This is a genomic window from Marilutibacter chinensis, assembly GCF_021725675.1.
Lineage (GTDB): Bacteria > Pseudomonadota > Gammaproteobacteria > Xanthomonadales > Xanthomonadaceae > Marilutibacter > Marilutibacter chinensis.
On the sequence record NZ_JAKJPO010000001.1, the window covers coordinates 336,232 to 350,058 of the forward strand.

16 protein-coding genes are annotated in these 13,827 nt (G+C 67.7%); 2 read left to right on the forward strand and 14 right to left on the reverse strand.

What is annotated here, in order from left to right; genetic code table 11:
- Positions 1-75 precede the first annotated feature (75 nt).
- The 10 genes from L3V18_RS01440 to L3V18_RS01485 form a co-directional block, all read right to left on the reverse strand.
- Positions 76-2,022 carry a relaxase/mobilization nuclease domain-containing protein gene (locus L3V18_RS01440; protein WP_237052838.1) on the reverse strand — a complete coding sequence of 649 codons (1,947 nt, stop codon included), beginning with the start codon at positions 2,020-2,022 and terminating at the stop codon, positions 76-78.
- Positions 2,019-2,462 (reverse strand): hypothetical protein, encoded by a 444-nt coding sequence (locus L3V18_RS01445; RefSeq protein WP_237052839.1) that lies wholly within the window; start codon positions 2,460-2,462, stop codon positions 2,019-2,021. Before L3V18_RS01445 ends, L3V18_RS01440 begins: the two co-directional genes overlap by 4 nt.
- Complete coding sequence (locus L3V18_RS01450; protein WP_134972235.1) at positions 2,459-3,058, reverse strand: S26 family signal peptidase; 600 nt, start codon at positions 3,056-3,058, stop codon at positions 2,459-2,461. The genes L3V18_RS01445 and L3V18_RS01450 overlap by 4 nt, the downstream gene beginning before the upstream one ends.
- Positions 3,055-3,600 carry a DUF2840 domain-containing protein gene (locus L3V18_RS01455; RefSeq protein WP_237052840.1) on the reverse strand — a complete coding sequence of 182 codons (546 nt, stop codon included), beginning with the start codon at positions 3,598-3,600 and terminating at the stop codon, positions 3,055-3,057. The genes L3V18_RS01450 and L3V18_RS01455 overlap by 4 nt, the downstream gene beginning before the upstream one ends.
- On the reverse strand, positions 3,597-3,848 hold the full coding sequence (locus L3V18_RS01460) for a chromosome partitioning protein ParB (RefSeq protein ID WP_134972861.1): 252 nt from the start codon (positions 3,846-3,848) through the stop codon (positions 3,597-3,599). Before L3V18_RS01460 ends, L3V18_RS01455 begins: the two co-directional genes overlap by 4 nt.
- Entirely contained in the window at positions 3,845-4,483 is a 639-nt protein-coding gene (gene parA / locus L3V18_RS01465) for a ParA family partition ATPase (protein ID WP_237052841.1), read from the reverse strand. Before parA ends, L3V18_RS01460 begins: the two co-directional genes overlap by 4 nt.
- A 253-nt stretch (positions 4,484-4,736) precedes the next feature.
- Positions 4,737-5,582: a replication initiator protein A gene (locus L3V18_RS01470; protein WP_134972858.1), complete on the reverse strand. Its 846-nt coding sequence runs from the start codon at positions 5,580-5,582 to the stop codon at positions 4,737-4,739.
- 14 nt (positions 5,583-5,596) lie between these two features.
- Positions 5,597-5,878 carry a helix-turn-helix transcriptional regulator gene (locus tag L3V18_RS01475; RefSeq protein WP_058982493.1) on the reverse strand — a complete coding sequence of 94 codons (282 nt, stop codon included), beginning with the start codon at positions 5,876-5,878 and terminating at the stop codon, positions 5,597-5,599.
- 125 nt (positions 5,879-6,003) lie between these two features.
- A complete protein-coding gene (locus tag L3V18_RS01480; protein WP_237052842.1) occupies positions 6,004-6,759 on the reverse strand; it encodes a DUF2285 domain-containing protein in 756 nt (251 codons plus the stop codon).
- A gap of 369 nt (positions 6,760-7,128) precedes the next feature.
- Positions 7,129-7,602: a DUF2958 domain-containing protein gene (locus L3V18_RS01485; RefSeq protein WP_425493446.1), complete on the reverse strand. Its 474-nt coding sequence runs from the start codon at positions 7,600-7,602 to the stop codon at positions 7,129-7,131.
- A gap of 168 nt (positions 7,603-7,770) precedes the next feature.
- Here L3V18_RS01485 and L3V18_RS01490 point away from each other — a divergent pair, with 168 nt between their 5' ends.
- Positions 7,771-8,061, forward strand: a complete 291-nt coding sequence (locus tag L3V18_RS01490; protein ID WP_023436024.1) for a helix-turn-helix domain-containing protein — start codon at positions 7,771-7,773, stop codon at positions 8,059-8,061.
- A 50-nt stretch (positions 8,062-8,111) separates the two neighbouring features.
- Here L3V18_RS01490 and L3V18_RS01495 read toward each other — a convergent pair whose 3' ends face one another.
- The 4 genes from L3V18_RS01495 to L3V18_RS01510 all read right to left on the reverse strand — a co-directional run bounded on the left by L3V18_RS01495 (position 8,112) and on the right by L3V18_RS01510 (position 12,399).
- A complete protein-coding gene (locus tag L3V18_RS01495) occupies positions 8,112-8,423 on the reverse strand; it encodes a DUF736 domain-containing protein (RefSeq protein ID WP_134971553.1) in 312 nt (103 codons plus the stop codon).
- Between the two features lie 757 nt (positions 8,424-9,180).
- Positions 9,181-9,390 carry a hypothetical protein gene (locus tag L3V18_RS01500; RefSeq protein WP_237052843.1) on the reverse strand — a complete coding sequence of 70 codons (210 nt, stop codon included), beginning with the start codon at positions 9,388-9,390 and terminating at the stop codon, positions 9,181-9,183.
- A 61-nt stretch (positions 9,391-9,451) separates the two neighbouring features.
- Positions 9,452-11,494 (reverse strand): ParB/RepB/Spo0J family partition protein, encoded by a 2,043-nt coding sequence (locus tag L3V18_RS01505; protein WP_237052844.1) that lies wholly within the window; start codon positions 11,492-11,494, stop codon positions 9,452-9,454.
- Positions 11,495-11,574: 80 nt separating this feature from the next.
- The gene (locus L3V18_RS01510; protein WP_237052845.1) at positions 11,575-12,399 is read right to left on the reverse strand and encodes a DUF932 domain-containing protein; all 825 of its coding nucleotides are present in this window, start codon (positions 12,397-12,399) and stop codon (positions 11,575-11,577) included.
- 604 nt (positions 12,400-13,003) lie between these two features.
- On the opposite strand from L3V18_RS01510, the gene L3V18_RS01515 reads away from it, so the two are divergent.
- The gene (locus L3V18_RS01515) at positions 13,004-13,813 is read left to right on the forward strand and encodes a hypothetical protein (RefSeq protein ID WP_237052846.1); all 810 of its coding nucleotides are present in this window, start codon (positions 13,004-13,006) and stop codon (positions 13,811-13,813) included.
- Positions 13,814-13,827 lie beyond the last annotated feature (14 nt).

Below are 13,827 nucleotides of genomic sequence, written 5' to 3' on the forward strand. Positions count from 1 at the left end.
CATCTCATGACGATCATCACCGTGAACTGATTGAACCAACCCTGGACCGAAGCATCGATCCGTGGTGGCGAAACGTCAAATCGATCGCTGACGCCCTATCTCCCACGACACCGAGCCAGCGCGTATCGTCGCAGCAAGCTGCTGCCCCAGCCGTTGCTCAATCACTGGCTTCCAGGGCACAAGAGAGAAACCCATGCCGCCATCGAGCATCGCATAACGCCCGCTGGCAAGCATGACGCTACGCCGGTAGATCCCGGCCACGCGCTGCCCATCCGTGACGGGACGATGCGCAAGGCCGGTTTCGGCGGCAATGTCTTTGGCGGCCTGCGCCAGTTCCCGGTCACGCAGCGTCCCCAGCAGGTTTCGGGCGAGGATCACACTCTGCCCGCGCCGCTGGGCCAGCCCCTGTTCTTCGAGGAAGACGGTGCGCTGCTGCATGGCCTGCTTGGCGTCGCCACCAAAGCCCAGGTCGCCCAGTCCCCGACCGCCGCCGATCAGTTGCTGGTCGAGCCATGTGGCCCCGATCACGCAGGCCTGCCGCTCGATGGGCAGGTGCGATTTCACCTCTACGGCGACACCACCCAGACGCTGCGCGTCGTACTGACGGCCACGCTCGGCCAGGTCGTCGGGCACGCGCCAGACGCCTTCGGCCATGCGTTCCACGATGCCGGCGCGGCGCAGGGCTTCGAGCCGGCGCACGTGCGCGGCTACCACTTCGCGCGGGTCGCGGTCGGGCGTGGCCTGGCCTTGGGCCACGGCATGATGGTGGTCGGTGCGGTAGATGCCGTCGGCAGCCAGCACGGCGATGTTCCGGTCGGCGGCGCGCACGTCGGCCGAGCCTTTCACTTCAACGACGGCGCCGGTCGGATACTGCTCCAGCTCCGAGCGCGGCGGCAGCGCGACGTAGTGCGCCTTGCCGTCCGTGCCATCGACGATCAGATAGCCCTTGTCGTACAGCTCGTCGGCCAGTCCCTTGCCGACGACGCGACCGACGATGGCGCGGCCATCCTCGCTGGGCTGGAACACCGCCAGTTCGCGCTGCCGGCCGCTCATGGCCCGCTGCATGGTGCGGATGATGTCGCCACGCTCGCCCATTGCCCGCAGCGTCGGTTCGGCCTCGGCATGGACGGCCCACGTGCCGGGCTGCTGCTCGCTCGCCAGGCCCATGCGTTGCAAGCGCTGCAGGCGGCCGATCAGCAGTTGCCGCTGACGTTGCAGGCGCGGTTCGGCCAGCGTCTCCGGCCGCACCAGGCCGTCCACGGCCTCGCGCTGCAAGGTGCGATCCAACCCCGTCCACCGCTCCTGTTCGACTTCGCGCTGCATGGCGCGCTGCATCTCCAGTTCGGTGCGTGGCCCCAGCCATTGCGTCGCCAGTTCCGATGCTCGGTGACGCATCCCTTCGGCGATGTAGTCGCGGGCGATGATGAGGTCTTTGCCGGTGTCGTCCTTGCCACGCAGCACGACGTGCGTGTGCGGGTTGTCGGTGTTCCAGTGATCGACGGCCACCCATTCCAGGCGCGTGCCCAGGTCGGCCTCCATGCGCGCCATCAGGTGCCGGGTGTAGGTGCGCAGGTCGTCGAGCTGTTCGGCATCTTCCGGCGAGACAATGAAGCGGAACTGGTGGCGGTCGTCGGCGCCGCGTTCCTTGAACGCATCGAGGTCGGCGGCATCGGTCATCGGCCCGTAGGCGCGGCCTGCCCCACCCTGGCGATCGACGCCTTCGCGCTCGATGTAGCGCAGGTGCGCGGCGGTCGAGCGCGGCCCTGCCTGCGCCAGATTCACCAGCCGGACCTTGATCGCCATGCGCCGCGCGTTCGGCCCCAATCCCCGGCCAGCGAAGCGCGCCGCTACGTGGCCTCGCCCCAGCCGAGATCCGGGGCGCTGGCCGACTTTGCCCGCCGCCTTGCCGAGCTTCGCGCCGGCCTTGCTGGTCTGGCGCAGCACCTTGTTGATGAAGGCATCGCCGCGCTGTTTCGGCGCACCGGGGCGGACGCGGAAACGGTCGTCGTCGCGCTGGCTCATGGCATGGCTCCATCCAAGACCGGCGCAGTCGAGCGGACGAAGCACGCGCTTTCGTCAACACCGATGCGGCATTGCGCACCTTCGCGGCACGCTGCCGCCCTGTGGCGCGTGCCGCGCTCCCCCCGTGTGCAGACAAGGTTTTCAAGCGGCCATGTGCCGCGACCTTTTATCTTGCCTTCCGCCTTTGCCCTGCGCTGTCGCTCCGGGCGTTGGCGGCCCGGCGGCGCTGCGCTGCTTGCAGCCAGCGCTCCGGCGAACGCGGCCACGGCCATCGGCCGGGCGCGTTCGAGGCAAGACGCCTGCACATGGGAAAGCGGTGCCGGATGTTGCGCGACGTGCGGCGCGGATGCGTTCGCACGGTACGCGCGACGACACGGCGACGGCCGGCAGGACGGCACGCCGGATGGCACGATGAAGCGCAGCGAATCGGCAGCCATCATCGGCGTGTCTCCAGCCAGACCGGATGCGCAACACCAATCACGGTGGACGCAGCAACCGGCCCAAAATACCTACTGTCGAACGACGCCGGATTGGTCGTGCTCAACAGGAACAGCTCGCCGGGCTCGAGGCGGCGGCATTGCGCCCAGGAAGGCAGCGGACGGCCCAGCCGGTCGGCAGGCAGCGCTGTGGCCAACGGCACGCCGTCGATGCGCACGCTACGACCGACGATGCACACCTCCTGCGGCGCAACAGCACCGATGCGCTTGAGCAACGGAACGCGCGTCGGCAGGTAGCCGCGCCGTGTAGCCAGCGCGGCGGCATCGGCCGGCAGCGGGACGAGCACGATGCTGTCCACGGACAACGGACGTGGCAGCGAGCCGGCCCGGTGGTCGAGCGGATCGACGCGATACCAACCGACCGCCACACTGTCGGACGGGTTGTAGGTCAGGCGCGGCAGCGGCCGCATATGGTCAGGCAGGAAGGACGCCCAGGCCAGCGCAGCGAGGCCGCAAGCGGACAGACCGCCAAGCACGAGGCGAGCGCGCAGACGCGAGCGAGGACGTGGCGTAGTACCGGAAGTGGAAAGCGTGGTCATGGCAGCGTTCTCCCGGCCAGCCAGGCGGCGTGCCGCTCGGCGGTGTACGCCGGCAGCGGCAAGCGCGCAGCGAGACGGTTGCCGAGCGTGCGCCAGTACGCGGGCGACACGTCGGCGGGCGCGATGCCTTGCGCCTCGATGGCGTCGAGCTGCGCCAGCACGGCGCGCACGGCGGGTTCGCCTTCGGCGTGCAGCAGCAGGCACGCGCCGGGTAACACGCCGTGGATGCGTTGAGCCGCGTCCAGCGGCGTGCATGCCTGCATCACCATGAGCTGCCAGCGGATCGTGCCGTAGTCGTTGGCCTGCCAGCGGATGCGACAGAACACGGCACCCGGCAGAAACACCGCGACTCGCCGCCAGCGGTCGAGCCGGACGATGCGCACCGGTTCGCCAAAGCGTAGGTAGAGGTCGATGCGCTGCTCGACATAGGCGAGCGATACGCGGGTAAGCGGCGCGGCGCCGGCCTGGCCGGCGAGCACCGCGAGCGATGGCAGCGGCGCAGCCGTGGCCGTGGCCGTGGCCGTCGAGAATTGCGCGTTCATGGGGGCGTCTCCGGAAACTCGCGTTCCAGCAGAGCGCGCAGCAGTTCGGCGACGGTCACGCCCTGCGTGAACGCCGACACCTTGATGCGAGCGCGCATCGCGGGCGTGATGTCGAGGGTCAGGCGCGCGGTGTAGAGGTCGCCTTTCTGGAGGCCGTCGGCGTCGCCTAGGCGAACCCACGCCTCAGCGTGCGGGTTAGCGGGCGGACGCGCGCCGATGCCGACGCGCTTGCTGCGTGCGTTGCTCATGTCGGCCACCGCAGCAGTTCATCGGTGAGCGCGGCGATCTCGCGTGCGGCAGCGCTGTCCGGTGCCGTCTCGCGTGCAAGCCGGCCAGCGGCCACGCTGTCGGCGAACACGATGCGCTGGCGCACCTCGGCGTGCAGCGCCGGCAGTGGTTGCTCGGCGAGCGACTGCCGCGCCTCGCGGCCGATGATGGTGGTGCTGACGCGCCGGTTGATGACGAAGGCCGCTGCTAGCTGCGGCCGGAACACCTGAGCTTCGCGGATGAGCGTCACCATCTCGGCGCTGGCCCACACGTCGTAGGGACTGGGCTGCACCGGGATCAGCACGCGCTCGGCTGCCAGCAGCGCGGAACGCGCCAAGGCGGCAATGCGCGGCGGGCCGTCGATGATGACGTGATCGGCACGGCGGGCCAGTTCCGGCGCTTCCTGGTGCAGTGTTTCGCGGGCGAGGCCCACAGCGCTGAACAGCCGGGGCAAGCCCTGCTGGCTTCTGCGCTGCGTCCAATCCAGCGAAGAACCCTGCGGGTCAGCATCGAGCAGGACAACGTGCTGGCCACGCAGCGCCAGTTCACCCGCGATGTGGGTGGCGAGCGTGGTCTTGCCGACTCCGCCTTTCTGGTTGAGCAGCGCGACGATCATGGCACGGCCCTCCGTGTTGGAAGGCCGGGCTTTCGTGGCTGCGCTGCGTGCCGTTTCGAGGTTGTCCACCGAAACGGCGCGCTCTTTTCAAAAGTTAGAGATTTAGAGTTAGGGAAGTTAGAGGGTTCCGAAACCCGCGCCGTTATTGGCTTTGCGGCGATTTCGCACGCCTGATGGCACGATAGGGACACGCCCGATAGCACGATACCCGGCACGCCTGATAGCACGAGGCCGTCCACACGTTTTCCCGCAGTTATCCCCGTGCCGTCTGCGGCACGGGCCGGAAGGTCAGCAACTCGGCTCCGTCCTCGGGCATGCGCACGATGCCCAGGACGTAGCCCGGCATGGACTGCCGCGCCACCAGCGCGCGCAGGTCGCAGGCGAAGTCGTAGGGCTTGGCCGTGCTGCCCGACTTGCGGTGCAGGTGTTTGAAGTCGAATTGCCAGCCGCCGGGCTGCTTGCCGCCGTGCTTGCGCACCAGGCGGTACAGCCATCGCTCGATGCCACCGGTCAGCCGGAAATACGCCGGGTCGATGGTCAGCACCAGGGCGGCGTCGAGCACGCCCGCATAGAACCAGTCCGGCAGGATCAGCTCGATGCCCAGCGGCGTGCCGCGGGCGTCGGCGAGTTCCTTCCACTCGTTGATCCACGAGAAGCGATGCAGGCGCCGCCCGGTCGTCTCGCGGATGGACGTTGCCACGGTGGTCGATTGCAGCCGGTCGAGCGCGGCCTTGAGGCGTTGGTAGTCGCGCAGCGACACCCCGCGCCCGATGAAGCGCAGGATCTCGTAGGGTGTGGCGTGCATCAGGCGCGACGGACGCAGGCCCGCGTCGCGCGCTTCGACGATCTGCGAAGCCGCCCAAATCAGCACGTCCGCATCCCAAATCGTGGCGATGCCGTGTTCCTGCGTGCCCTCCACGCGAATGGTGACGTTGCCGCTGCGGAAGTCGATCGGCGCCGTGCGCCGCGATTTCGCCAGCGAGAAGAATGGATACGCCATCAGGTCCTGGGCGTCGCGCGGTGCCATGTCGCCCGGCAAGGCGCGGAACAGGTCGAGCTGTTCCCGCTCCCGCGATGGGCTGGACATGGCGGTGGCCACCGGCGAGCCGCCGATCAGCGCGCACGGCTGTCGGCCGAATGGTGCTCGGCATATTCGGGATCGGACGTGGCCTCGAAACTGCGCTGGTCGGCCCAGGCGTCGAGGTCGGCCACCGCGTACATGACGCGGCGACCGAACTTGCGGAACTTCGGCCCGCCGCCGATCACACGCTGCTTTTCGAGCGTGCGCGGCGACAGCCGCAAATACTCGGCGGCTTCGTCGTTGGTGAGGTAGCGTTGGGGTTGCGGCGGCGTGGTGGCGGCAGCGGCAGCAGGCCGCAAGGGTGCGGGTCGCATCGGATGAACCTCCATCGGTCAGGAACGACCGGCCACACAGCGCGACCGGATGGAGGCAGTCTTGGGAAAGCGGCGCGGGGCGCAGAGGGTCGTTTTGCGGTTGCGCCCAAACGACCCTCCCCAGGTCATTCGAGGTGTGCAAGGCGGCGGTAGCCGCCGCGCATCAGTGATTGACCACGCCGCACCAGACGGCGCACGCGCGAGCGCAGGCCGCCGTCCGTGTACCAGCCGGCGGCCACGGCCTCGGCGCCGAACAGCCCCGTGGCTGTTTCGCGCAAGGACGCGCCCGCGAGGGTTGCGTCGAGCGCCTGCAGGGTGTGCAGTTCCAGCAGCGCGGCCGGCGTGGGCCGAGAGTGGGCCGCCGCCGCGGGCACGCTCCCGTCCACCGTCGCCAGCTTGTCCAGTTCGACCGTGATGGTGCGGTAACTCGCACAGGGCGCGGCGCACGCGCGGACGGCATACAGGTAGGCCATGCCATCGGCCAGACCCGGTGACAATGCGAGCCGCACGCAGCAGCCAGGCCAGCGCGCCGTCAGCACCAGGCGCTTCCCGTCGTGGATCAGGTGCTTGTGGCCGGGGAGGCGCCAGAACTCAAAGGCGTGGGCCTCGGGTGGTGGGTCGGCATCCGGGTGGAGCTGGATCACGCCATCGTGATCGGGAAACCAGGCTGGATGCGCGTCGCGCGCATCCAGGGCCGGATCTTCCAGCAGGCGCAGTCCCCAAACGTGCGCCGTCTCCGGCCGGCGGCGACGGCGCAGCCAGTCGCGCCGGTAGTCAGGATGCCTGCGCAGGTACTCCCAGGCCAGCGCGGGGCCGTCCAGATGCAGCGCGTACAGGTACGCGGCGGTCGGATACCAGGAATCGGTGCTTCGATCAGCCATGACGCGACCTCCTGTCGGGCAGGAACGTCGCCACGGGCCTCGGGCGCGGGATTTACAGCATTACGACATCAATGCGCCATCAGGAATGCGTAAACTCACACCGTAACGAGGGGTGTCAAGACCGATCGGCTCCGAAGCCTTGCACGCATCGACCGAATGCGACGGCCGCGCAGCTCCAAAAATGGCGCGCAGCATCAGACACCCTGCCGTAAGCCGCACCGCGCATCATGTCTCTTTCGGTCAGAGCCGTTCCCTCATGACGCATGAATGCCGATCCAGACCGTAGCCGTCTTGAATCAGATCGAGAAAGACACAATGCGTCGCAATGGCCTGTGTCTGGATGGCCCGCAGCGAGGCCATGGGGTTCGATCAGTCGGGGATCGAGCCATCGCGCTGCGCCAGCCGGACGTACTCCGATAGTGGCCGCGAAGCGCGGAAGTACAGGTCGCGTAGGACGGGCCGCTGCTGCGGCCCGACGATGGCTGTCAGGTCGGACAGCTTGACCGTCCCCAGCGCCGGCATCCCGATGCCGAGGTCGATCAGGCCATAGGCGGTATCGCCATCGGCCGGGTCGAGCGCGGCCAGCAGCCAGGTCGCGTGCGCATCCGGCGTGAACAACCGCACCACCGGCAGCGGGTCGATGCTCTGGCCGGCGGTACGCGCCGCGCCGTTGGCAAGCAGTTGCGCGCGCTCGTCGGCTGTGGTCAGCGGCTGGGTCATGGTCAGGAACTCCACGAAGCCAAGGATGCACGGACACGCTTTTCCGTCGAAACACGGAACCACAAAGCCGGGGCTGTGCTTTTGTGCAAAAGCATGGATGCGCAAGCCATCGAATCCGTACATGCACGGAAACGCGGAAGCGGAATGGTGGAGGTCTGGAAAGGCACGGATGCGGTTCCCCGATTCTGTTGGAATCCGCCCATGCGGATTTCCGTAAAAGCACGGCAGCGAACCATAAATGAGTTAAAGATAACGTGGTTTTAATTGTCCCGCGACCGGACGCTTCTGTCCATGCAGAAGCGCTCCGTCCAGCCCGGCCGACCGGCCGGCGTCACCACCTTCGATGCCGAGCTGGCCAAGGCTTTCGGCGCGGCGGTGCGTGCGCTCCGTTCGGAGCGCGGGATTGCGCAGGAATCATTGGCGAACCTGGCCGGCATCGAGCGCTCCCACATGGGCAAGGTGGAGCGCGGTGAGCACATGCCGACGCTGGCGATCATCTTCAAGATCGCCGGCGCGCTCGGGTGCAGCACGGCAACCCTCATGGCCGCGACGGAAGCCCAACTCGCGGCACCGGCGACATAGGCCGCCGATGGGAGGCGTCCCGCCGCAATGGGCGGGGCGCGAGGCGACCGTCAGGCCGCCGGCTTGCTGCGCGACCAGAACAGGTCGTGCGTACCGTCCTCGTTCTCGATCAGGCGGGCATAGACCGTCGCCGGGAACGAAGGATCGTCGAGGGTCACGGACAGGTAGTCTCGCCCGGCCTCGCTGGTCTTCTTCCACGCCGCGCCGATGTCGTGGCCGGCCGCCTGAAGGCGGAAGTCGGGGGCGTTCTCGTTGCCGCCCTTGTCGTTGGGAACCAGCTTGACCTTGACGTTGAGCGTCAGGGTGCGGAGCGTGCCGGTGAAGCCGTCTTTCTCTGCGGTGAAGGTGCCGATGTTGGCCATGGTGTTTTCTCCTTTCGGGTTGAACAAGGTCGCGCCAGTGCGTCCTTGTTGTGAACCGGCCGGCGGGGGATGGGCGGGCCGCACCGCGCAGCGGTCGCAACAACGTGGAGAACCTGGAAGCGCAAAGAATTTGCTGCGCGAGGAAGCCGCGCAGCGGCGGGGAAATTGTTTGCGCTGGAAGGTTGCGGCCATGAAGCCCAAGGCGTAGCCGTGCCCTCGCCAGGATTCACGACAAGCCAAGGAAGCACGGGCCGCCTGTCCCGAATGGAGACATGACCGACTCGGCATCCCCGCATGACGGCTGCACCGGCTTGCGCCCTGACGCGGGCAAGGCCGACACCCCAACGACAGGCGAGAACGCCCCTTTCCGCGGCGCGCGGCAACCTGCTTGAGGCACGGCGTGGAAGCTCCATGGGGCGAGGCCGGGCGGCGTGTCGGTGAACCGTCCTTCGTGACGTATAGGCGGCGAACCACCAGCGTCGAGGACGGCACGCATTCGCACAACCTGCCGCAGCAAGCCGGGGCGTAGCCCCACAAGCCCCGGCACTTGCGGCGGGCGCCATTGAAACCTTGCCCGCGTCGCGGGCGCCGATTGCCGTCCCGCGCGCAAGGCCGTTGCGCGCTCGCCCCGTCGCCGCCTGGTCGAAGGCGGCGGCGGGGCGTTTTGCTTTGGATGTTGAAACCGGGCACGGCCACCGCCGCGCCCGGATTTTTGACCACCGGCCCCAAGGCGGAACGGCTTGGGGCCGGCGCGGGGTTATTCCTTCGTCTCGACAATCCACCACTCGGCACGCGGCAAGGAGCGGCCCGTAATGGGATGCAGGTCGGTCAGGTCGGCGCGGGCCGTCCAGCCGCGAGGCGGACGGTAGCCGCGCACGTCGCCGTCACCATGCCAACGACGGGCGCGTACCGTGCCGGGGGCATAGGTCGCCGCCATCCGTGGGTTGCTTGTGGTGTTGCGGTTCATGGGCGGAATCCTCGGAATGAAGCGCCCCAGCCAGAACCGGGGCGCTTGCCTGCGGCCACGGTCACGCGGCCAATGCTTCGGCCTGCGACTGCTCATCCGCCACGGCGGCGGCATCCTCCAGCGCTTCGGCTTTGATTGCCGGGTCCTGCTCGGCCTGTAGCGGGCTTTCGGCGTGGAAGATGGCGGGCATCCAGCCGGTGCCATCGGCCAGCCGTTCGGCTTCGCTGGCAATGTCGCCCTTTTTCAACTTCGACAGGCGGGTGACGTGCTCGGGCGCGAACTGTCCCACGGCCTCCAGAATCGCCGCTTTCGGCACGTGTCGGAAATAGCCCTCGGTCGTCGGCTTCCACCATGCGGCCATGTCCAGCCCCACAGCCTGCGCCAGTTCCGCGCCGGGCTGGCGTTGCGTGGCGCGCGGCGTCACCGCGTCCACCGTCGCCGCGACGCACACGGCCAGCAGCTGCACCAGTTCGTCCTGCGATTTCGCCAGCAGCGCAGCGAACAGTTCGGCGCCGTCCTGCGGCAACGCTTCGCCTGCGACCTGCTGCAACGTGCGCAGCGCCACGGCGGCAGGCGACTCCGGCCAATCCGGGGCCATGTCTTCCAGCCGGTCCTTCACGGTCAGGCGCACGCCGAGCGGCAAGCCGTCGCCGTAGGCGTCGGGCTGCAAGACGGTCTGCACCATGCCATGCACCAGCGCGGCCAGCGCCACCTGTGGATGCCGCGCGACTTCGATTTGCAGCGCGGCGGTGCGGTGAGCGCTCAACCGCTGGGCCAGCCGGTCGGACACGCTGGCGATCTTGGGCGCTTCGGGTTCGTCGCCTTCGTCGTCGTTCGCACTGTCTCCGGCGAAACCCTGCCGCAGGCGTTGCAGCGTGCGCAGCGCCTTGGCCTCCGCCTCGCGCAGCAGGCCGCGATGAATGACGGCGCCACCTTCGCGGTCGAGCGTGACGATGGCACCCGCCACGGCACGCACGTCCGGGGCGTAATCCTGCAAGGCGCCCTCCACGGCTTGCAGTTCACCGGCTACCTGCTCGCGCCGCTGTTCCAGCGTTTCCGCCCTACCCTCGTCCTCGGCGTCGTAGGCATCTTCCAGTTCGGCGTCGATTTTTTCGAGGCGGGTTTGCAGCGAAGCGATGCGGCGGGCTTCGCGGGAGGTCGGTTCGCGGCGCTGGCGCGGCGCGTTCTGAAACGCTTGCCGGTCGGCATGGCTGATGTGCGGCGTGGCATCCACCCACGCCCAACCCTCGGCGCGCACGTCCTCGGCCAGCGCGTCCAGCTTGTCGCGCACCAGCGTTTCCAGCAGCGCGGCGTCGGTCAGGTAGGTTCCGGCATCGCCTTCGGCGAACAGGTCGCGGCGGATGCCGCCGCCTGCCACCGTGTAGGCGTCCAGCCCGACGAAACGTACCAGCGGATGCGTGGCGTTTATTTCGCGTTCGGTCAGGCGTTCGCGCAGCACGGACGGGCCGCGCTGCCACGTCGGCGCACCGTAAAATGCGACTTCCTGCGCGGCGTGGTCATCGGTGACGGCCAAGGCCATCAACTGTTCCAGCGTCACGGCCTCGGCGCGATAGTCGGCCAGCAGGCGCGGCGACACGTTGGCGAGTTTGAGGCGGCGCTGCACCACCAGCGGGGACACGCCGAAATCGGCGGCAATGTCTTCCACTGGGCGGCTTTCCTTGACCAGCGCGGCGAAGGCGACGAACTGGTCGGCGGGGTGCATGTTCTCGCGCTGCACGTTCTCGGCAAGGCTGACTGTTCGCGCCGAAGCGTCGGCCACGAGCAGACACGGCACTTCGTAATCGGCGGGGATGCGCTTCTTCTTCGCCAGCAGCTTCAACGCGGTCAGGCGGCGGTCACCCGCAACGACTTCGTACTGTTCGCCATCGGCGGCGGCAATCACGATGAGGTTTTGCAGCAGGCCGACGCGGGAAATGCTCGCGGCCAGTTCTGGGATGGATAGGCGCGGGGTCGTGCGCACGTTGCGCTTGGAGCGGCGCGCCAGCAGCCGCGAGAGCGGAACCAGAATCAGGTTCTTGGTCGGGTCGGCCACTTCAAGCGCGGTGGCGACGACGCGGGTTTCGTTTTTGGTAACGGCGTTCATGGTGGTATCTCCATTCGATAGCGAAACAACAGCGGGAGGAATGGAGGGGCCGGGATGATGAAAGCCCCTCCGCGTGGGGTTCAGGCTTTCAACTGGCGCAGGCCGTCGGCCAGCAGCCAAAGGGCGCGATTCAGGCGGATGCCGTTGTCGATGCCCTGTACGGGGCGGGTGGTCTGGCGGCGACCGTTGGCCGCGCGGGCGGACAGGCCACCTTTGATGAGGTTTTCCTGCGTGCGGTTGAACACGCTCCACAGGTCGCGGCGGCTGTCGTCGTGACGGCGCGGCATCAGGATTTGCGATTCCGTGATGGGTGCGGGCTTGTCCTCGTCGTACTTCAACGCCAGCGCAGCGCGGGCGAAGACTTCGGCTTCGCCGTTGTCCAGCGTGATGGCCTGCATGGCATCGCGGGATGCCTGCGCCCGGTCGAAGCCGTGCAAGACTTCGTAAGCGCCTTCGATGACCTGCGCGGCCACGTCGCCCTTGTGGGGCACGCGCACGTCCGCCACGGTGTCGCCGCAGACCAGTCCGTTCTGGCACACGAAACGGAACATGCCGGCTAGCATCTGGTAGCTGCTCGTCCCGTCATGGGAGTTCAGCAGGATGATTTCGTTGGCTTCGCGGCCATTGATCTGGCTGGCATGGCGCAGCCGGATCATGTGCTTGGTGTAGTCGCGGCGGTCGTCCTGCCGCACGCGGGTCTGGCACACCATGAAGGGCTCGAAGCCTTCGCCGCGCAGCTCCTGCAGCACGGTGGCGGTGGGGATGTAGCTGTAGCGCTCCGAGCGGCTTTCGTGCGGGGCATCCGCGAAGATGGACGGGGCCACGGCGCGGATTTGGTCATCCGACAAGGGACGTTCCGAGCGCAGCACCGGGGAACGGGAAGCGAAACGGGTTGCGAGTTGCATGGTCTTTCTCCTGACAAAGGGTTTGCCGTTGAAACCGCACACCGGATTCCTAGATTCGGAGCCCGCCTTTCGGCTTTCCGGTGGGGTTAGCGCGGAGACCTGGGCCGGCCTCGTTGCCACCGTCTTTCCTGAGTTCATCGCCCGCGACGGTCAGGAGCGCGCGGACGGAAGCCGTCAAGGAGGAAAGCGCCGGGGGTGGTGCGGCCCGCAGCGCAGCGAGGACACGGCCCGGCGCGCCTTGATGGCGCACGGCCGCGGGCTACAGTCGCGGACAAGGTGATGAAGTCAGGGGAGACGGCTGGACAGGCAACGGCCGTTGCGTTGGCGCAGACCCCACGCAAGCGAAGCGCGCAGGCCCGAAGCTGGAAGCCGGGCCGAAGGCGTCAGCCGAGCGGAGCGAGGGAATGATGGAAGCCCGAAGGGGGCGAGACTCGCGCAGCGAGGCTCGATGCGCAGCACGACAGCGCGACCGGCCGTTTCCTGGCCGGGGACGCCCAGATCGCAGGAGGTACCTGAAAGCCAGCCGATCGACAAAGACTCGGGTACCGACAAGCCCGCCTTGGTTAAATACGCTGCAAAGCGTCTTCAACATCAGGGACGGAACATGAGTTCACCCCAGACCACGAACCCGCAGCAAGCCTGCGAAGCCATCCTCATCGAAGGAAAGCGCTACAACATCGAGCACGGCATCCTGCCCAGCGAGAATGCCGTCGCCGACCGTCTTCTGGCCCGCGGCGTCGAGCTGAGGGAGGCCTACGGCGAGCTGTACGAGAAGCTGCACCCGCGTCCGCCGGCACTCAAGGTCTTCCTGGACCTTCTGCTGAGTACGGCCGCGTTCTGGAGCCCGGAGAAGATCGCCCAGGCGCGCGTCGCGCGGGACGAACTGGCCGGCGTCAATCGGCAGATCGCACGGAAGGCCGAGGAACTGGCGGAGCTGCTGGAGCGCCGCACCGAGCTGAACAACACCTCCGGCTTCAGCAGCGAAACGCACTACCACGTCTGCGACGTGATCGAAGCGGCGTCCGAGCACAACTACTTGTTCAACTCCTGGGTCAAGGATCGCCTGGATGCCCTTCGCGGCCAGTTCGACCTGAAATACTGGCCATCGTTGGACCAGTTCCTTCGGAAGTTGGCCGCCGACGCGGAGAACGCCGGCATGGAAGCGACAGATCCTCTGACTGCGGCGGCCACCGTGGCGTCGCGCCCGTCACGGGCCGACTTCTTCAAGGCGCTATTCGCCGCCATCGAGGAAAACAGCGCACATAACTACGGGCTGCTACCCAGGGGCTTCAAGCTTACCGACGGCACCTTGGCCTCGTTGGCGAACTGCGCATTGGACCTTGGGCCGGACGAACTGGCAGACAGTACCTATGTGAAGCGGCTTCGCCAGCGCGAACGCAACGGCGGGAAGTGACCGCGTGCCAGCCG